17 protein-coding genes are annotated in these 18,510 nt (G+C 48.2%); 14 read left to right on the top strand and 3 right to left on the bottom strand.

Features of this window, described 5'->3' with window-relative positions:
- Positions 1–199 precede the first annotated feature (199 nt).
- Positions 200–622, top strand: coding sequence for a VOC family protein (locus tag OIR97_RS12655; protein ID WP_169546073.1), 423 nt, complete (start codon positions 200–202; stop codon positions 620–622).
- On the opposite strand, the gene OIR97_RS12650 is transcribed toward OIR97_RS12655, so the two are convergent.
- The gene (locus OIR97_RS12650) at positions 616–1,062 is read right to left on the bottom strand and encodes a hypothetical protein (RefSeq protein ID WP_169546072.1); all 447 of its coding nucleotides are present in this window, start codon (positions 1,060–1,062) and stop codon (positions 616–618) included. The genes OIR97_RS12655 and OIR97_RS12650 overlap by 7 nt on opposite strands.
- Positions 1,063–1,190: 128 nt before the next feature.
- Between OIR97_RS12650 and OIR97_RS12645 the strand changes: the two genes are divergently transcribed.
- From OIR97_RS12645 to phoB, 8 genes are all read left to right on the top strand, one after another.
- Entirely contained in the window at positions 1,191–1,943 is a 753-nt protein-coding gene (locus OIR97_RS12645; RefSeq protein WP_169546071.1) for an SIR2 family NAD-dependent protein deacylase, read from the top strand.
- Between the two features lie 62 nt (positions 1,944–2,005).
- Positions 2,006–3,382: an ATP-binding protein gene (locus OIR97_RS12640; protein ID WP_169546070.1), complete on the top strand. Its 1,377-nt coding sequence runs from the start codon at positions 2,006–2,008 to the stop codon at positions 3,380–3,382.
- 131 nt (positions 3,383–3,513) lie between these two features.
- Positions 3,514–4,542: a PstS family phosphate ABC transporter substrate-binding protein gene (locus OIR97_RS12635; protein WP_169546069.1), complete on the top strand. Its 1,029-nt coding sequence runs from the start codon at positions 3,514–3,516 to the stop codon at positions 4,540–4,542.
- Positions 4,543–4,617: 75 nt separating this feature from the next.
- Positions 4,618–5,859 (top strand): phosphate ABC transporter permease subunit PstC, encoded by a 1,242-nt coding sequence (gene pstC / locus OIR97_RS12630; protein ID WP_169546068.1) that lies wholly within the window; start codon positions 4,618–4,620, stop codon positions 5,857–5,859.
- Positions 5,852–7,159, top strand: coding sequence for a phosphate ABC transporter permease PstA (gene pstA, locus OIR97_RS12625; RefSeq protein ID WP_169546067.1), 1,308 nt, complete (start codon positions 5,852–5,854; stop codon positions 7,157–7,159). Before pstC ends, pstA begins: the two co-directional genes overlap by 8 nt.
- 28 nt (positions 7,160–7,187) lie before the next feature.
- Positions 7,188–7,988 (top strand): phosphate ABC transporter ATP-binding protein PstB, encoded by an 801-nt coding sequence (gene pstB / locus OIR97_RS12620; RefSeq protein ID WP_407696656.1) that lies wholly within the window; start codon positions 7,188–7,190, stop codon positions 7,986–7,988.
- Between the two features lie 24 nt (positions 7,989–8,012).
- Positions 8,013–8,756 (top strand): phosphate signaling complex protein PhoU, encoded by a 744-nt coding sequence (gene phoU, locus OIR97_RS12615; protein WP_169546065.1) that lies wholly within the window; start codon positions 8,013–8,015, stop codon positions 8,754–8,756.
- Positions 8,756–9,436, top strand: a complete 681-nt coding sequence (gene phoB / locus OIR97_RS12610; protein WP_169546064.1) for a phosphate regulon transcriptional regulator PhoB — start codon at positions 8,756–8,758, stop codon at positions 9,434–9,436. Before phoU ends, phoB begins: the two co-directional genes overlap by 1 nt.
- 43 nt (positions 9,437–9,479) lie before the next feature.
- Here phoB and OIR97_RS12605 read toward each other — a convergent pair whose 3' ends face one another.
- Positions 9,480–10,124: an MlaC/ttg2D family ABC transporter substrate-binding protein gene (locus OIR97_RS12605; RefSeq protein ID WP_169546063.1), complete on the bottom strand. Its 645-nt coding sequence runs from the start codon at positions 10,122–10,124 to the stop codon at positions 9,480–9,482.
- A 16-nt stretch (positions 10,125–10,140) separates the two neighbouring features.
- Entirely contained in the window at positions 10,141–10,998 is an 858-nt protein-coding gene (locus tag OIR97_RS12600) for an MlaA family lipoprotein (protein ID WP_169546062.1), read from the bottom strand.
- A 307-nt stretch (positions 10,999–11,305) separates the two neighbouring features.
- Between OIR97_RS12600 and OIR97_RS12595 the strand changes: the two genes are divergently transcribed.
- The 5 genes from OIR97_RS12595 to OIR97_RS12575 all read left to right on the top strand — a co-directional run bounded on the left by OIR97_RS12595 (position 11,306) and on the right by OIR97_RS12575 (position 18,489).
- The gene (locus OIR97_RS12595) at positions 11,306–12,262 is read left to right on the top strand and encodes an ArsR/SmtB family transcription factor (protein ID WP_169546061.1); all 957 of its coding nucleotides are present in this window, start codon (positions 11,306–11,308) and stop codon (positions 12,260–12,262) included.
- Positions 12,259–13,173: a methylenetetrahydrofolate reductase [NAD(P)H] gene (metF, locus tag OIR97_RS12590; protein ID WP_169546060.1), complete on the top strand. Its 915-nt coding sequence runs from the start codon at positions 12,259–12,261 to the stop codon at positions 13,171–13,173. The genes OIR97_RS12595 and metF overlap by 4 nt, the downstream gene beginning before the upstream one ends.
- 54 nt (positions 13,174–13,227) lie before the next feature.
- Positions 13,228–16,935 (top strand): methionine synthase, encoded by a 3,708-nt coding sequence (metH, locus tag OIR97_RS12585; RefSeq protein WP_169546059.1) that lies wholly within the window; start codon positions 13,228–13,230, stop codon positions 16,933–16,935.
- A gap of 98 nt (positions 16,936–17,033) precedes the next feature.
- Positions 17,034–17,474 carry a YHS domain-containing (seleno)protein gene (locus OIR97_RS12580; RefSeq protein ID WP_169546058.1) on the top strand — a complete coding sequence of 147 codons (441 nt, stop codon included), beginning with the start codon at positions 17,034–17,036 and terminating at the stop codon, positions 17,472–17,474.
- Positions 17,475–17,556: 82 nt separating this feature from the next.
- Entirely contained in the window at positions 17,557–18,489 is a 933-nt protein-coding gene (locus OIR97_RS12575; RefSeq protein WP_169546057.1) for an ornithine cyclodeaminase family protein, read from the top strand.
- Positions 18,490–18,510 lie beyond the last annotated feature (21 nt).

The raw sequence follows: 18,510 nt of genomic DNA, 5'->3' as shown, positions 1-18,510 counted from the left end.
ACTGAATAAGGGGTAACAATAGCCAATTCATCCTTAAAAACTGTTAAGAAAAGGCCGGCTATTTGCTCAAAATTTTAGTAAAATTGGGATCCCGTATGATTATCCGTCCTGCCCCTGACAAAAGTTGTCACTGGCGTGTTTTAGTATCCTTGTTATTCGCCAGCAGGCGACCTCACAGATCAAATAAAAGGATCCTGAAATGACTGATTTACCTCCTAGTATTGTTTCTCACATATCCCTTGGAACAAACCGTTATCAAGAGGCATTAGACTTTTATGACGGTGTTCTGGCAGCCATTGGTGCAAAAAGGATACTGGAGCTGCATCAATATAATGCGACAGCATATGGGCGGCAATTCCCTGAATTTTGGATACAGGCGCCCCATGATCAATCGAAAGCCACGGTTGGCAATGGCACTCATGTGGCTTTTCTCGCGAGCACAAAACAGGCCGTTGTGGATTTTTTTGAAGCAGCTGTAAAAGCCGGGGGCAGCCCGGACGGCGAACCCGGCGATCGTCCCCATTATGGAAAGGCTTATTACGGATGCTTCGTCCGCGATCTGGATGGTAATAAAATTGAAGCCATGTATTGGGATGAAACACTCGGTGAAGAAGGTCACTGATTTAGTCTTCTCCGCGTGGGCGGTATAGGGGAGGGGTGTTCCTGATATTCTGTCACAGGGGGATGCACGTTTTGGGCATATTGCGGTTGAGCAGCTGGTGGGGTTCCGTTTGAAGGAACCCCATTCGGCTGGATAAAGTTGCCGGGCAGTGCGTTGTTTGAATAGGATTGATTTGCGCCCGCCGCCTGATACGGTGCGGCCTGAGGCGTGTTTGTATTTGGATCAATATAGCGATCGAACATTCCGGATCCTATTTGTTCAGGTAAGGCCTGAAATAAGGAAATTGTATTTGCCATACCGATCCGGTTCACAAAATTTGCTATCGTAATTGTAAGAAGCCCTGTTCTGAGGGTTTGCTCATCAACGCCTTGTCCCTTGCATTTTGCAAGCGCATCAGACAGTTCTTTTGCGACGATGTTGTTGGTGTTTGCCGCTGTCATTTATGATCTCCTCAACAAGTGGAACCTATCCTTGTATGTGTCTATGATTGCAAGACGCGTGTGGTTAATATTTGTGAAATTGTTCAGGCCTGTTGCTATACTGGCAAAAAATGAACAGGAGACTTGGAATGGATGACGCGATTGACCATCTGACGCGATTGATGGCGGAAAGTGAAAATATGGTTTTTTTCACTGGCGCGGGAATAAGTACTGAGTCTGGCATACCAGATTTCAGAAGCCCCGGAGGTTTTTGGGAGAAGAACCGGCCTATTGATTTTTCTGAATTCATGGCGTCTGAAGAGGCACGTAAAGAATCCTGGCGCCGAAAGTTCAATATGGAAACGGTGTTGTCTAAAGCCGCACCGAATGATGGCCATAAGGTGATCGCGTCCCTTTATCAAATGGGCAAGGTGTCATCTGTCATTACACAGAATATTGACGGTTTACACCAGGTATCAGGCGTCGATGAAAAGGATGTCATCGAAATTCATGGGAATACAACCTACGCAAAATGTCTCGATTGCCATCAACGGATGAGCTTGGAAGAAGTGCGCTCCATTTTTCAGGTCGACGAAACGTTGCCTGTCTGCCCGGCATGCGGGGGAATAGTTAAAACTGCTACCATTTCATTTGGTCAGGCAATGCCAATAGAGGCTATGCAACGCGCTGAAATGGAGGCAATAAATTGTGATTTGTTTGTCGTGGCAGGATCCTCCCTCGTTGTTTATCCGGCGGCAGATATTCCGGTTATCGCCCGCCAGCATGGTGCTGAGCTTGTTATTATCAACCGGGAAGAAACAGCACTCGACAGATTTGCAACACTCGCGCTTAATCGTGAAATCGGAGAGACCCTTACTCGCTGTCACAAATTTGTAGCGTGAATGACTCATAGTGGGTGTCTTGAACTAAATTTGTCATAATTCAGTTAAAGAAGAGAATTTAGATGCTGAATAGCACCGGTTTTATTGGGAAAATGTTGGTTTTCCTTCTATTGGTCACCACACCAGTTGCCATTGTTGCAATCTGGCTGGTGTCGCAGGGGTTATTGCCTGCTGAATATGCGGTGTTGCTTATTCTTACTCCGGTCGGACCCGGTGTTTTGATTTACAATCGCCTTCTTCGGGAAACAACAGTATTGTCGCAACGGATCGAGCATGAGGCCAGCGCTCCACTTTTTGGGCATTTGTTGCCGGGCTCAATCCGGTCGGGACTGCTTCCTGTTAATGATTTATTGCTGGCAATTCAGCAATATCGCCGCAGTATGCAGAACCTGTTCAAGGAAGCCCGGTCTCACCAGGACGACGCGATTTTGCTGTTCAATCTGCTTCCTGACCCTGTTTTGGTTCTTGATCAAAAACGCCGCATTAGTCGCTTCAACAGCGCGGCCAGAAATTTTTTTAGTGCTGATTTAGCGGAAACCGACCTGACAGCGTATTTGCGTCATCCATCCCTTATCAAGGCTGTTGATGCTGCCCTCGGCGGTGAGATTGAATCGCAGGTCGTTGAGTTCAAAATGGCGGGAAGTGTAGGGCGCTATATTGAAGCACATGTGACACAAATTCCGGGCAACGGCGGGAAAGATTTACGGGTTATCCTGACGTTGCACGACTTGACCACGGCCAAGAAAACGGAACAGATGCGGGTGGATTTTGTGGCGAACGCAAGCCATGAATTGCGAACGCCTCTGGCAATTTTGATCGGTGCGATTGAAACATTGCAAGGGCCAGCGGCCGCTGACCGGGAAGCGCAAGCGCGGTTTTTGAGTATGATGCACGCTCAGTCCCGCAGGATGTCCCAATTGATTGATGATCTGTTATCTTTGTCTCAAATCGAGATGAACGAGCATGCACGCCCTTCCGATCAGGTCGATGTCACGGATGTACTGCGAGGGGTTGTCGGGCTTATCACAACCAGAGCCAGTGATCTTGGGAAGACAATTGACCTTATGGCACCAGAAGAGCCTTTGCTGGTTTCAGGGGATAAGGATCAGTTGGCACAGATTTTCACCAACCTGGTGGATAATGCTCTGAAATATGGCAAGGAAAATACTGCTGTGACCATATCCCTGACGGGGTCGGAGAAAAGCATCGCCGTTTCAATTATTGATCAGGGCGAGGGGATACCGTCTGAACATATTCCCAGATTGACGGAACGGTTTTATCGTGTGGATAGCGACCGGAGCCGGGAAATGGGCGGAACCGGTCTGGGACTTGCCATTGTAAAACATATTGTGAGTCGGCATCGGGGCCAGCTGGAAATCGACTCTGAGCTTGGAAAAGGCTCTCGCTTTACAATTCATCTGCCTGCACTCGTTAAATAAAACCCTATAAAATAGCCATTTGAGGGGCTGTAACAATAGTGTCATAAAAATGTAGTACTCCGGTCACCATCGAAGAGCAAGTTCCCGAAATCGGCAGGAAACACTGTCGCTCAAATGAACGGAGACTAGACGTGTTAAAGAAAACTCTCGGACTTGCTGTCATTGCGACAGTAGCATTCGCTGGACAGGCTATTGCCCGCGATCAGATCAGAATTGTTGGATCTTCTACGGTTTTTCCATTTTCCAAAACGGTTGCTGAGAATTTTGGCAACAAAGGCAAGTTTGCGACGCCTGTTGTGGAAAGCACCGGTTCCGGTGGCGGACTGAAATTATTTTGTGCGGGTATCGGTGAAGGGCATCCTGATATTACTAATGCTTCCCGTCGCATTAAAAAATCTGAAGTCGAAAAATGTGCCAAAGCAGGCATTACCGAAATTACTGAAGTTAAAGTTGGATTTGATGGCATTGTCCTGGCAAATTCCAAATCTACGGCTCCTATCAAGCTGACCAAAAAGCAGATTTTCATGGCGCTTGCTAAACAGGTTCCGATTGACGGAAAGCTCGTCGATAACCCATACAAAACATGGAAAGATGTTGACCCTTTTTTACCAGACACAAAAATTGAAGTTCTGGGCCCACCTCCAACCTCAGGAACGCGGGATGCGTTTTCAGAATTGGCAATGGAAGGCGGCGCGAAGAAATTCCCAAGCCTCAAAGCACTGAGAAAATCAGACAAAAAAGCATTTAAGGCAGTGGCTCACTCTGTACGCGAAGATGGCGCCTATATTGAAGCTGGTGAAAACGATAATCTGATCGTTCAGAAACTGGTTGCAAACCCTTCTGCGGTGGGTGTGTTCGGCTTCAGTTTCCTTGATCAGAATGCTGACAAAATTCAGGGTGGTGTCATTGGCGGTGTTGAGCCGACATTCGAAAATATTTCCTCTGGAAAATACGGCATCTCCCGCTCTTTGTTTTTCTATGTAAAGAAAGCCCATGTTGGCAAAATTCCCGGGATCAAGGAATTCGTTGCTGAATTTACAAGTGAAGATGCTTTTGGTGAGTTCGGGTATCTTTCTGAAAAAGGGTTGATCCCTCTTTCTGAGGCAGAACGGACGAAGGTACGTAAAGCTGGTACGTCTCTTTCGAACCTGATGATGTAAGTGGTGGCGGGGCAGAGAAATGTTTTTCTGCCCCTTCTTTCTTCCTTCGACTGCTGGACAGCATAAGGCGCTATAATGAGTTTCTCCCCTTTGATATTCCTGCTTTTGGCCATGTGTACCGCAGGTTATTGGTATGCAACCAAGAAGGTTCTTGCAGGAAAAGGAACAGACGGCGGCGGATACGCTGGTCGCCCCCACCAGTTTGGAATGTATGTTGTGGTGTGGGGGGGGCTTCCGCCGCTTCTTCTATTTTTGGTATGGTTTGCATTCACACTTCTTCCGTTGGATCGCAGCACGGGGCCCCTGCAGCAGGTCGATCAGATCATTTTTCCGGTTCTGGCCATGTTGGCCGCGGCGGCCGGTTTGTCTCTGGGTATTCAGAATATCAAGCCGGGATTAAGGGTTCGTAAGACGCTTGAGGGTTCAGTTTATGCCATATTAATTCTGGCATCGACCATCTCAGTTTTTACGACCGTTGGAATTGTGTTTTCCCTGTTATTTGAAACGCTTAGCTTTTTCGAAAAAGTACCATTGTCAGAGTTCTTCCTAGGCTTGAACTGGAGCCCGCAAACTGCCTTGAGGTCGGATCAGGTTGGTTCATCCGGTGCATTCGGTGCCATACCGCTTTTTGCCGGTACCATGCTGATTACTCTAATAGCGATGATCGTCGCGGTTCCCTTGGGCTTGTTCAGTGCGATCTATATGACAGAATATGCGTCGAACGGTTTTAGAGCCGTTGTGAAGCCAATTCTGGAGATTCTGGCAGGCATTCCAACGGTGGTTTATGGCTTTTTTGCAGCCCTGACAGTAGGCGTGTTTTTTCGGGATGTGGGCTCGTCTTTAGGCCTTTCCGTTGTCTCGGAGAGTGCTTTGGCCGCAGGTGTGGTTATGGGAATGATGATCATTCCGTTTATCTCGTCGCTGAGTGACGATATTATCATGGCCGTCCCGCAAAGCCTTCGGGACGGATCTTACGGTTTGGGGGCGACCCATTCAGAGACCGTTCGAAAGGTTATACTTCCTGCAGCGCTTCCCGGGATTGTCGGGGCTGTCTTGCTGGCTGTCAGCCGGGCGATCGGGGAGACAATGATTGTTGTCATGGCGGCAGGTTTCGCCGCAAACCTGACAGCTAATCCGCTGGAAGCGGTGACGACGGTGACCGTACAGATTGTCGGATTGCTGGTCGGTGATCAAGAGTTTGACAGTGCCAAGACACTGGCGGCTTTCGCACTCGCGTTGGTGCTGTTTGTTATTACCCTTGCCCTTAACGTAATTGCCCTTGTGGTTGTTCGCAAATATCGAGAAAAATATGACTGATACTGCTCAGACAAAAAAGAACGCCGGGTGGGGTTCGAAAGAGAGCCGTGCCAAGCTGGCAAAGCGGCATCGCTCCGAGAAGATTTTTAGATCCCTTGGATTGGGCGCAATTATTATTGCCCTGTGCATGCTGACAACTCTTATCGTAAGTATCACAAGCAAGGGATATACCGCCTTTGTACAGACACGGTTTGATATTGAAATCACCTTCTCAAAAGACATTCTGGATCCAGAAAATACGAATGACCCTGAAGTTCTGCGGGCGGCAAGTTATGGTAGTTTGGTTCGGAATGCTCTTCGATCAGAATTTCCCGATGTAAAGTCGCGCAAAGAGTTAAGGGCTTTGTTCGGTATCGTTAGCAAGGGGGCTAATGTTCAGCTTCGCAAATTGGTGATGGAGACCCCTGAACTGATCGGCACCACGAAGACAGTGAGCCTGATCGCAAGTGATGATATGGACATGTTCAATAAAGGATATATTGAACGCGATATTCCGCAAGACGATCGTCGCGTGAAAGATAATGAAATCCATTGGTTTGATCAGCTTGATGGAAAAGGAGCCGTGAAAACCGTTTTCAATAGTGGATTCTTTACTTCTGGTGATAGCGGTGAGCCGGAGATCGCAGGAATATGGGGCGCGGCGGTTGGTTCTTTTTATACATTGCTGATCACATTTGTCATCGCTTTCCCCATCGGTGTTATGACCGCCATTTATCTGGAGGAATTTGCGCCTCAAAATAAACTGACGGATATCATTGAGGTCAATATCAACAATCTAGCAGCGGTTCCTTCCATTGTATTTGGATTGCTGGGCTTGGCGTTGTTTCTGAATGTTGCCCATCTTCCAAGATCCGCGCCTTTGGTTGGCGGATTGACCCTTGCGTTGATGACCTTGCCGACCATTATCATTGCCGCGCGGGCAGCGATCCGGGCCATACCGGATAGTATCCGCAGTGCAGCCCTGGGGTTGGGGGCATCGCGTCAACAAACCGCCTTTCATCATGTCCTGCCGCTCTCCATGCCGGGGATTTTAACGGGAACGATTATTGGATTGTCGCAAGCCCTTGGGGAAACCGCTCCACTTTTGATGATTGGAATGGTCGCCTTCATTGTGGATATACCCGGCTCGGTAACTGATCCAGCAACTGTTTTGCCCGTTCAGGTTTTCCTTTGGGCCGATAGCCCAGAGAGGGCATTTGTCGAGAAGACCTCTGGTGCAATTATGGTTTTGCTCGGTTTTTTGGTGATTATGAATGCACTGGCAGTTTTGCTGCGCAAGAAATTTGAACGCCGCTGGTAGACTGGCAATGGAACAAGGACACAAGGATATGCAGATGCTTGCAGATATAGCGTCAACAGACACCGCCGAAAAAAACGCGATGATTGAAGCGCGGGATGTCAGCGTTTTTTATGATAACAAGCAGGCGTTGAAGGACGTCTCACTCGATGTTTTCGAAAATGAAATTACGTCACTGATTGGACCATCGGGGTGTGGAAAATCCACCTTTTTAAGGTGTTTGAACCGGATGAATGACACGGTTGCTGGATGTCGCGTTGAAGGTACTATTCTTTTGGATGGCCAGGATATTTATGCCTCTTCCGTTGATGAGGTGTTGTTGCGTGCCAGAGTAGGGATGGTCTTTCAGAAGCCCAATCCGTTTCCAAAATCGATTTACGATAACGTTGCATATGGCCCGCGTATTCACGGCCTTGCCAAGGATAAGGACGAGTTGGACGATCTTGTCCTGACAAGCCTTGAGAAAGCTGGGTTGTTAAAGGAAGTCCGAGATCGCCTGAACGCATCAGGCACCGGCCTTTCAGGGGGACAGCAACAGCGGCTGTGTATCGCACGCGCCCTTGCAGTTCAGCCTGACATTATTCTGATGGACGAGCCGTGCTCTGCACTTGATCCTATTGCAACGGCAAAGGTTGAAGAGTTGATCGAGGAACTACGGCAAAATTATACCATCATTATTGTGACCCATTCCATGCAACAGGCCGCCCGTATCTCACAGAAAACGGCTTTCTTTCACTTGGGAGAAATTGTCGAGGTTGGGGACACGGAACAATTATTTACAAGCCCGTCAGACGAACGCACACAAGGCTATATTACGGGTCGTTTCGGTTAATTTTGAAGATCGAGGAGAAATAGAATGAGTGGAACAGGACATATCGTCCGGTCTTTTGACGAAGATCTTCAGGAAATGCGCAACACCATCATCGAGATGGGGGGGCTTGCCGAAAGTCAATTGGAAGCGGCTGTTCGGGCGCTTATGGACCGCAATACTGATCTTGCTCAGGCGACGATTGAAGCAGATGTCGCTGTGGATGAACTGGAACAGAAAATTGACAGTCTGGCGATAAAATTATTGGCCTTGCGTAATCCGGTTGCCGACGATCTTCGCCTTGTGATTTCTGCCCTGAAAATAGCGTCGTTATTAGAACGGGTTGCTGACTATTCAGCGAATATTGCAAAGCGTGTGATTGCCCTGAACCTTGCGCCGGCCATTCGGCCGGTGTCTGCCATTCCAAGGATGGGTGAAATGGTTCGTCACATGATTGATGACATACTGACCGCTTATGCTCAGGAAGATGTCGAGCTGGCCTATGACGTCTGGCGGCGCGACCGTGATGTTGACCAGTTATACAACAGCATGTTCCGTGAGCTTTTGACCTATATGATGGAAGATCCGCGCAGCATAACTAGTTGTACCCATCTTATTTTCATGGCGAAAAATATCGAGAGAGTAGGCGATCATATGACAAATATCGCTGAAATCATCGTTTATCAGATAACAGGTCAAGCCCCGAAGGAAAAGCGTCCGAAAGGCGATAAGACCAGCATTACAATGATAGACCTTCCAGAAGATCTTGCGACCCGAGGAACTGAAAACTGATGAAAGTCCTAATTGTTGAAGATGAGCCCTCGATGATTGAGTTGCTGCGCTACAATCTTGTGAGTGCCGGTTTCGAGGTGAGCTCTGCCATGGACGGAGAAGAAGCATTGATGCTTATCGATGAGCAAACTCCAGACATGGTTCTTTTGGATTGGATGCTGCCAAAGATTTCCGGAATAGAAGTATGTCGGATGCTGCGCCGTAAACAAGAGACGCGCAATCTGCCAGTTATTATGATTACAGCCCGCGGCGAAGAGACCGACCGGGTTCGCGGACTGGATGTGGGTGCAGATGACTATATGTCAAAACCGTTCTCTCCGAACGAACTACTTGCGCGAATTCGCGCTGTATTGCGGCGCCATAACCCAAACCTGGGAAGCGACATGATCTCTGTTGCTGATGTATCTATGGATCTGGTTGCGTATAAAGTTAGTCGGGCAGGGAGAGAGCTGCATTTAGGTCCGACGGAATTCAAGCTCCTGCGATACTTTATGGAGCGCGCCGGTCGGGTGCTGACAAGAGAACAGCTTCTTGACGGAGTTTGGGGGCAGAATGTGTATGTTGAGGACAGGACTGTTGATGTCCATATCAGGCGGTTACGCAAAGCATTGAACAGTGAAAATGAAGTTGACCTTATTCGAACTGTTCGTGCGGTTGGATATTGTTTTGAAAAGGAATAGGGGAAAATAATCCCCTTTTCACCACCAGAACATGAAACTCTGATTAGCTTTCAGCAGCTGCAATATGTTTTTTCAAAGTGCTGATCAAGCCATCAACATTCCCGCCGTTTTTGCTGATGACAGATGAAAATTCATCGCGGTGCGTTAATGCCATGCTGACATTTTCAACAACGATATCGACGATTTTCTGTTCGCCTGACTTGTTGGTTCGAACGCGCCAGTCAAGCTTAATGGGTGGGCCCTTGGGGCGGATGATCTGTGATTTGACCAGATACTCGTTTTTGTTAAGAGGTTTCGCTTTGAGAATAGTCAGGTTCTCGCCTGAATATTCACCAATGCGCTTCTGGTAGGTTGTAATAATGTATTTTTTGAAAAGTTCCTGATACTCGGATTTTTGCTCGGAAGAGGCTTTACGCCAATGTTTCCCGAGGACAAAGCGTCCGATCAAACTCATGTCAAAGTCACGAGACACTAATTTATCAAAACCGGCCCGTTTCGCGTCAGCATCCAGTTTATCGTTTGAAAGGAGCGTAACGGCTTCCTTGCCGAGATTCTCGACAAGAGCCGTTGCAGACTTTTCTGAACTCGCTTCAGCATGCGCTGAAAAGAAAGAAGGGCTGACAAGAGCGGGGGCAACGGTTAGAGTAAATGCAGTAACCGATACCACGAGTAATTTTTGTAAAGTCATCCCTTCAAGAGTCCTTTTATTTAGTTGAAGGGACAGATCTTCTTACAGTCTCTTCGTCTTCCTGAAACAAGAGGGAAACCCTGTCAGTTGCCAGCGGTGCATCGTCATCCTGCTCAAAAGAGATATCCGGAAGTGGCGTCAAATCAGCCTGCCCATCCAGAATTTCACTTTTCCTGTTTTGACGATACAGGCTGCGAATGGTCGCGTAAAAATCGATGGAATTCTTCTCGATCTCATCAAGGGATTCCAATGAACGTGAGCGGAAATCAATTGCGCTGGCAATGCCACGATAAAGCGGTACATTGTCGACGTCGTTGTTCCGTGCGATCAAATTAACGGGATCAATGAAATATTCGCCAGCGATTCCGACGGCTTCACGTGATGTGTTTGGGCCAAGGACTGGCAAAACCAGATACGGGCCCTCGGGAATTCCCCAAACCGCGAAAGTCTGACCGAGATCTTCCTCATCATAGTCAATCTGGGCGATGTCAAAAAGGCCGCCAAAGCCAAGGAATGTATTTGTGAAGAAAGCCCCCATATTGTCGCCTGCGCCGTCAAGGTCGCCTTGGGCAATATTATTGAGGAAATACATTGGCTGGGACAGGTTGTTCAGGAAGTTGGTGACGCTGTCCTGTACTGCATCAGGCAGAGCTTCATTATAAATATGTGCAACCGGCTTAAGGGCCAAGGCGTCGAGTGCGTTATTCACATCGAAGAAATAACGGTTCAATGGTTCGATCGGATCCTGAACTTCGTTATAAACAACATTGGCAGGATCTTCTCCTGGAGGTGTTGTGCAGCCGCCCAATAGACCAAGCGCCAAAGTCGCTATACATCCTGACAACAATGATGCTCTGAATTTTTTTGAACTCATATTCATACCCAGCTTTAGCTTTCTAACGCGGCTTATCGATCATGATAAAAGCACAACAATCGTTACTGAAGTCTTTATTTATATCAGAATAAAATTAGACCAAAGCAAAATCATGATTTTGTTACAATTTTTTACCAAACATCTCGAAGACCTATCATAGAGAGGGGGCATATACCAGTGGGGAAACTCACCTTCGGGTATTTCATTAATTCAAATGTTGCTAAAAAGTCGCTCAAAAATCATCTGTACAAAGATATAAATATATGTTTATATCATGACACAGGCATTTTGATGATTGGATTGACGCGTGGAGCAATTGCTACAAGGTTTACGGGCTGCGGGGGAAGAAACGCGGATGCGGCTTCTTGTGTTGTGTGGTCACGCGGAACTGACTGTTAGTGAGCTCATTCAGATTTTGGGGCAAAGCCAACCGCGGGTTTCCCGACATCTCAAACTTCTCTGTGATGCAGGTTTGCTCGACCGCTTCCAAGAGGGGAGCTGGGTGTATTACAGGCTTGCCAATAAAAGCGGGACGTCTTTATTAGCCCGGTATTTGGTTGATCTGGTTCCTGAAGATGATCCGGTCGTCTCTCGGGATCTGGAGCGCCTGAATACCATCAAACAGGCCCGTTTGGACGCTGCGGACGATTATTTTCGGGAAAATGCCAAGCATTGGAACAAGATTCGGTCTTTGCATGTGGCTGAAAAAGAAGTCGAACGGTTGATTCTATCCTCCGTTCAGGACATGGAAATCACTGACTTTCTGGATATCGGAACCGGTACAGGTAGAATGCTGGAGCTTTTCGGGCCTTTGTCCCAGTTTGCCGTTGGTGTGGATACCAGCCGCGAAATGCTTGCTTTCGCGCGTGCGGCGATTGAGGGGGCGGATCTGAGAAACTGTCAGGTGCGTCTGGGCGACATGTATACGCTCCCGTTTTTAAATGACTCACAGGACGTCGTGGTCATCCATCAGGTGTTGCATTATGCGGATCGACCGAAAATGGTCATTGCAGAAGCAAAAAGAGTATTGCGGAAGAACGGCCGCCTTGTTCTCGTCGATTTTGCACCGCATGAAGTTGAAACCCTCCGCACAGAACATGCTCACACCCAGATGGGTTTTGATGCAGACCAGGTTTGGTCATGGTGCGAAGAAGCCGGTCTTAAAAGAAAAGATTTTCATATGCTTGCGGGTGACCCGCTGAATGTAAATATCTGGATTGCTGAGCAATCCAATACTGATAATCCCTCAGGAGAGAGAGAATGACACTTCCCGACACGTTTTTAGAACGGGTAGAAACTGAACGTTTGTCCAATATTGGCGGGTCCAACCCTTTATCAATTTCATTTGAATTCTTCCCGCCGACGACCGAGAAGATGGCGAGCAAGTTATGGGATACAGTCGAGCGGCTAGGCCCTCTCTCACCTTCTTTTGTGTCTGTGACATACGGGGCAGGCGGGTCCACGCGGGAGAGAACCCATGGCCTTGTTAGCCGAATTCGGAAAGAAACGGATCTGGAGCCTGCAGCCCATCTTACTTGTGTTGGTGCCTCAAAATCAGAAATCGAAGAGGTGGCTGAACAATATTGGGAAAGTGGCGTAAAACATATTGTTGCGCTTAGAGGGGATCCGCCGGAAGGGCAGGACGGTTTTGTTGCCCATCCGGACGGCTTTAAAGGATCCGTTGAATTGATTGAGCATCTTAAGAAGATGCACGATTTTGAGATCAGCGTGGGTTGTTATCCGGAAATCCATCCCGATGCTGCTTCAAGTCTTGCTGACATTGATTATCTGAAGCGGAAAATGGATGCTGGTGCTGACCGTGCAATCACGCAATTTTTCTTTGATCCGGATACCTATTTACGCTTTATTGACCGGGCACAGGCCCAAGGCGTTGATATTCCAATAATTCCGGGCATATTGCCGGTAACAAGTTATTCCAAACTTCGGCAGTTCAGTGGACAATGTGGGACACAAATACCGTCATGGCTCACACATCTGTTCGAAGGACTGGACGATGATCCGGCAACCCGAAATCTGGTAGCGGCGATGGTCGCGTCCGAACAATGCCGTCAACTACAGCGTGCCGGAGTGAAGGATTTTCATTTTTACACGCTAAATCGTGCTGATCTGGTATATGCCATTTGTCACACAATGGGTGTCCGGCCCAACCGTTAAGTAACGCGCAACCGAATTATTTATAAGTAATTGATCAGGAACGGGACCATTCCCATGAAAAAATCTGCCTCCTACGTAACAATCGAAAATGCCCTGAAGAATAGAATTCTTGTTCTGGATGGGGCCATGGGCACGATGATTCAGACTTTTTCCCTGCAGGAAGAAGACTACCGTGGGGATCGGTTCAAAGCATCACCAATTGACCTGAAAGGCAACAGCGACCTGCTAACCCTGACCCGTCCGGATGTCATCGAAGATATTCATGATCAGTTCATGGCTGCCGGATCTGATATCCTTGAAACAAATACCTTCAGTGGCACGACGATTGCGCAGGCTGATTATGGTTTGGAAAGTGCGGTTTACGACATAAATTGTGAAAGTGCGAAACTGGCGCGTAAAGTTGCTGATCGCTGGACTGCAAAAACGCCCGATAAACCAAGATTTGTTGCGGGTGTTCTGGGACCAACCAATAGAACAGCCTCCATCTCGCCGGACGTGAATGACCCGGGTTTTAGAAATGTGACTTTCGACGAACTCGTCACGGCTTATGATGGCGCTTTGCGGGGGTTGATTGATGGCGGCGCTGATATCATCCTTATTGAGACCGTGTTTGACAGCTTGAACTGTAAAGCCGCTATTTACGCAGTCTTACGATATTTTGATGAAGTTGGTGTTCGGTACCCTGTCATGGTTTCAGGAACCATTACGGACGCGTCTGGTCGGACCTTGTCCGGGCAAACTGCCGAAGCATTCTGGGCGTCCATGGCTCATGCCCAACCCATCAGCATCGGGTTCAACTGTGCGCTAGGGGCAAAAGACCTGAGGCCGCATGTTCAGGCTGTTTCAGCAATCGCACCGACCGGGGTAAGCGTTCATCCGAATGCGGGACTTCCCAATGAACTGGGTGAATATGATGATACACCCGCCTATATGGCAGAGCAGTTGCAAGAATTTGCGTCCAGTAACCTAGTAAATATTGTTGGTGGATGTTGTGGTACGCGCCCGGAACATATCAAGGCGATAGCCGAGGCAGTATCGACAATTACCCCGCGGCAAATTCCTGAAGCTGACCATATTGCACGGCTGTCTGGACTGGAGCCGCTTTATCTGGACGAAACAGTTGGTTTCGTTAATGTCGGAGAGCGGACCAATGTTGCTGGTTCCGCCAAGTTTAAAAAGCTGGTGATGAACGGCGATTATGATACCGCGCTGGATATTGCCCGGGATCAGGTGCTGAATGGCGCGCAGGTGGTGGACGTCAATATGGACGATGCCATGCTGGAGGCCGAAACAGCCATGCCAACATTCCTTAATCTTATCGCTTCAGAGCCGGATATCTGCCGGGTTCCGGTTATGATCGATAGTTCGAAATGGAACGTGATTGAAGCCGGGTTGAAAACGGTTCAAGGGAAAGCCGTCGTCAATTCAATTTCTCTTAAAGAAGGAGAAGAGGCGTTCATTACTCAAGCCCGGGAAATTCGCCGGTATGGCGCCGCGACCATCGTAATGGCGTTCGACGAAGACGGGCAGGCCGATAGTAAAGAGCGGATGGTCGAAATTTGCACACGATCCTACAAGATACTGACAGAAGTTGTCGGCTTTCCGCCTGAAGACATTATTTTTGATCCTAATATTTTCCCAATTGCAACCGGGATTGATGATCATAACAACTTCTCTAAAGACTATATTGAAGCCACCAAAATCATCAAGGAAACCCTGCCTCACGCCAAGATCAGTGGCGGTGTTTCGAATATGTCTTTCTCGCTTCGTGGTAATAATCCGATGCGAGAAGCCATGCATGCTGTCTTCCTGTATCATGCCGTGCAAGCAGGCATGGACATGGGGATTGTGAATGCGGGGCAGCTGGCTGTTTATTCGGACATTCCAGAGGATTTGCGTAATCGGATCGAGGATGCGGTTTTAAACCGTCGCGAGGATGCAACAGAAAGACTTCTGGAAGTTGCCGAGCAGGCGGTTGGCCAGACAAAAGATAATGTGAAGGACCTTTCCTGGCGTGAACTTGATGTGGCGGATCGCTTGAGCCATGCGCTGGTAAAAGGAATTTCTGATTATATCGAAGAAGATACGGAAGAAGCCCGCCAGGGATTTGCCCGCCCTATCCAGGTTATTGAGGGGCCGTTGATGGACGGCATGAACATTGTGGGCGATTTGTTCGGCTCGGGTAAAATGTTCCTGCCGCAGGTCGTTAAAAGCGCGCGCGTGATGAAGCAGGCTGTTGCGTACCTCTTGCCCTATATTGAAGCCGAGAAAGAAAAGGGCGGAGAAGTTTCAACAAAAGGTAAAATCCTGTTGGCAACGGTGAAAGGCGACGTTCATGATATTGGTAAAAACATTGTAGGTGTGGTCTTGCAATGCAACAATTTCGAGGTCATTGATCTTGGCGTTATGGTCCCCTATACAAAAATCCTCGAAACAGCGATTTCCGAAAATGTTGATATCATCGGCCTGAGTGGATTGATTACGCCGTCGTTGGAAGAAATGGCAACGGTCGCGTCGGAAATGCAGCGAGGGAACTTTAGCAAGCCCTTGTTGATTGGGGGGGCGACGACATCAAAAGTACACACAGCGCTCAAGATTGCTCCACAATATGAAGGATCAACGATTTATGTTACTGATGCGTCGCGCGCTGTTGGCGTCGCCACGTCTTTAATCAGTGACGATACCAGCAACTCGATTGTTCAGGATATTAAAGCTGAATATGAACAGGTGCGGGAGAATTATTACCGCAAACAGAAACCCGATAATTTTGCTCCGATAGAGGCTGCGCGAAAAAATAGCGCCAAGATCGATTGGAATCAATTTAAACCGGTTAAACCAACGTTTATTGGTTTGAAGCAGTTCGATGACATCGATCCATCAAAGATTGTTGAGTTTTTTGACTGGTCCCCGTTCTTTAGAACCTGGGAACTTGCCGGGCATTTCCCTAAGATTCTTGAGGATGACGTTGTCGGTGAAACGGCAACCGAACTATATAATGATGCTCAGGCGATGCTAAAAAAGATCATCGAAGAAAAATGGTTGACCATTAGAGCGGTTGTTGGCTTTTTCCCGGCGGTGAGTGTCGGCGATGATGTGGTGGTATATGAAGATGAAAGCCGGACAACTGAGAAACACCGGTTCCATTTCCTGCGCCAGCAAATGAACCGGACTAATAGCCGGGCTAATCACTGTCTTGCCGATTTCATCGCGCCCGAAGAGGCAGGTGTTCCTGATTATATTGGTGGTTTTGCCGTCACGGGGGGACTTGGAATTGAAGGGAAGCTTGCAGATTTTGAACGGACCCACGATGATTATAGCAGCATCTTGCTGAAGGCTTTGGCCGACCGCTTTGCTGAAGCTACAGCCGAATATATGCATTCTTATGTCCGGCAGGAGCTTTGGGGATATGCGAAGGATGAAAATTTCTCAAATGCCCAACTTATTCGAGAGGCTTATCAGGGTATTCGTCCCGCGCCGGGTTATCCTGCCTGCCCTGACCATTCAGAAAAACCGGGTTTGTTTGAAGTGTTGGAAGTTGAAGACAGAATTGGAATATCGCTGACCGAGTCTTACGCGATGATGCCGGCATCATCTGTTTCCGGCTATTATTTTGCCCATCCCAATGCACAGTATTTTGGTGTGGGGAAAATTGCGAAAGATCAGGTCGAGGATTACGCAAAACGCAAGCAGATATCAATGATAGAAGCGGAGCGTATTCTAGCCTCCAACTTGGGCTATGATCGGTCGCGTAGCCGCAATTGATCGATAAATGACGGAATTTTGATTTCCCTTTCAGGATGAAATCTGAAAACTGGAAAACAGGTCAGGCAAGGGAGCCAAGCATGTTTTCCAGAATTTTTATGTCATTATCAGTTGCGATTGCTCTGTTCATTGCGGCTCCCGCTTTCGCTTTTGATGAAATCAATACCGGATATCTGGGATCAACAGCTTTGAAGGGCTATGACAGTACGGCCTATCACTCGTCGCAGCGCCCGATTGAAGGGCAAAAAGCCTTCTTTTTTGAATGGAAGGGGGCGACCTGGCGGTTTGCAGACGCACAAAGCCGCGACCTGTTCGCTGCAGAGCCGGCGGCTTATGCCCCTCAATATGGCGGATATTGTTCTAACCAGATGAGTCTGGGGAATTTATCCGACATCGATCCGGGTGTGTGGCTTATTCATCAGGGCAGGTTGTATTTCTTTGGGCATCAGGCGGGTAAAGACCGCTGGGAGCGAACCGGTATTGACGCCCGGATAAAAGACGCTGATAAAAACTGGAAAATGTATCTTGCGAAAAAATAACACTCTTTGTGAGGAACACTCGCTTGCTGTTTAGAGGTTGGATGACTAATCTCTCCCGATCAAAAATATCGGGAAAATCAGAATGCAATTCATTAGCTTTGACGCCGCGGATAACAGATTAAGTTGGAAAGAAACAGCGGATGCGCTGTATGCCGGTCATAAGCTGGAAAAAGCTGAAATTGGAGATTTGCTGCTTTCAAAAGGCGATCGAAGTCTGCTGAGCCGTGGCGCATGGATTGATGGTGTGGGATTGGCCTTGAAATCTGTGACTGTGTTTCCTGAAAATACCCAAAAACAACCTCCGGAACCTTCAATTCAAGGCGCGATGTTGCTTTTCGATAGCAGCAGCGGTGCGTTGACCGCAATCGTTGATGGCCCTTTGGTAACGAAATGGAAAACCGCAGGAGATAGTGTTCTAGGGGCTCGTTTGCTCGCCGCTGATGATCCGAAATCCTATCTGGTCGTGGGGGCGGGGACGGTGGCCAAAACGCTCCTTCAAGCTTACCACGAAGTTTTTCCCAGTATTGAAACCTTCACTATATGGGCTCGATCCCAGGAAAAAGCTGACGAGTTTGCCAAGGAAATGCTGGCTGAAGGGTTTCCTGTTCACGTTGCCACTGATTTGGCCGAAGCAGCGGCAGCCGCAGATATTATTTCAACGGCAACTCTGTCCAAGGATCCTGTCCTAAAAGGAGAGTGGGTCAAACCGGGTACCCATGTGGACCTGATCGGTGCCTATCGGCCAGACATGCGCGAAGCCGATGATATCTTGATGCAAAAAGCCAAAATCTTTGTAGACGCACGAGAAACGACGATCGGTGAAATTGGCGAGCTGATGATCCCGATGGCGGCGGGCGTTATTAACGAAGCGGATATCATGGGCGATCTTACCGATCTGTGCAATGGTAGCGAAGGACGTCGCCATTCTTCTGACATCACTGTTTTCAAAAATGGCGGCGGTGCCCATCTGGACCTGATGACAGGCACCATGATTGTTCAGAAGATGAGTTGCTGAAACACCGGCCACCTTTCGATT

The sequence above is a fragment of the Sneathiella aquimaris genome, from assembly GCF_026409565.1.
GTDB lineage: Bacteria > Pseudomonadota > Alphaproteobacteria > Sneathiellales > Sneathiellaceae > Sneathiella > Sneathiella aquimaris.
The sequence above is the reverse complement of the archived record's forward strand: the minus strand, read 5'-3'. Positions and strand labels throughout refer to the sequence as shown.

Bases quoted from the DNA above. Each gene is read 5' to 3' on its own strand.
- OIR97_RS12600 (WP_169546062.1), bottom strand. From the start codon at position 10,998: ATGAGTTCAAAAAAATTCAGAGCATCATTGTTGTCAGGATGTATAGCG.
- pstB (WP_407696656.1), top strand. From the start codon at position 7,188: ATGCAGATGCTTGCAGATATAGCGTCAACAGACACCGCCGAAAAAAAC.
- metF (WP_169546060.1), top strand. From the start codon at position 12,259: ATGACACTTCCCGACACGTTTTTAGAACGGGTAGAAACTGAACGTTTG.
- phoB (WP_169546064.1), top strand. From the start codon at position 8,756: ATGAAAGTCCTAATTGTTGAAGATGAGCCCTCGATGATTGAGTTGCTG.
- OIR97_RS12655 (WP_169546073.1), top strand. From the start codon at position 200: ATGACTGATTTACCTCCTAGTATTGTTTCTCACATATCCCTTGGAACA.
- OIR97_RS12575 (WP_169546057.1), top strand. From the start codon at position 17,557: ATGCAATTCATTAGCTTTGACGCCGCGGATAACAGATTAAGTTGGAAA.
- OIR97_RS12605 (WP_169546063.1), bottom strand. From the start codon at position 10,124: ATGACTTTACAAAAATTACTCGTGGTATCGGTTACTGCATTTACTCTA.
- OIR97_RS12650 (WP_169546072.1), bottom strand. From the start codon at position 1,062: ATGACAGCGGCAAACACCAACAACATCGTCGCAAAAGAACTGTCTGAT.
- phoU (WP_169546065.1), top strand. From the start codon at position 8,013: ATGAGTGGAACAGGACATATCGTCCGGTCTTTTGACGAAGATCTTCAG.
- metH (WP_169546059.1), top strand. From the start codon at position 13,228: ATGAAAAAATCTGCCTCCTACGTAACAATCGAAAATGCCCTGAAGAAT.
- pstC (WP_169546068.1), top strand. From the start codon at position 4,618: ATGAGTTTCTCCCCTTTGATATTCCTGCTTTTGGCCATGTGTACCGCA.
- OIR97_RS12580 (WP_169546058.1), top strand. From the start codon at position 17,034: ATGTCATTATCAGTTGCGATTGCTCTGTTCATTGCGGCTCCCGCTTTC.
- pstA (WP_169546067.1), top strand. From the start codon at position 5,852: ATGACTGATACTGCTCAGACAAAAAAGAACGCCGGGTGGGGTTCGAAA.
- OIR97_RS12640 (WP_169546070.1), top strand. From the start codon at position 2,006: ATGCTGAATAGCACCGGTTTTATTGGGAAAATGTTGGTTTTCCTTCTA.
- OIR97_RS12645 (WP_169546071.1), top strand. From the start codon at position 1,191: ATGGATGACGCGATTGACCATCTGACGCGATTGATGGCGGAAAGTGAA.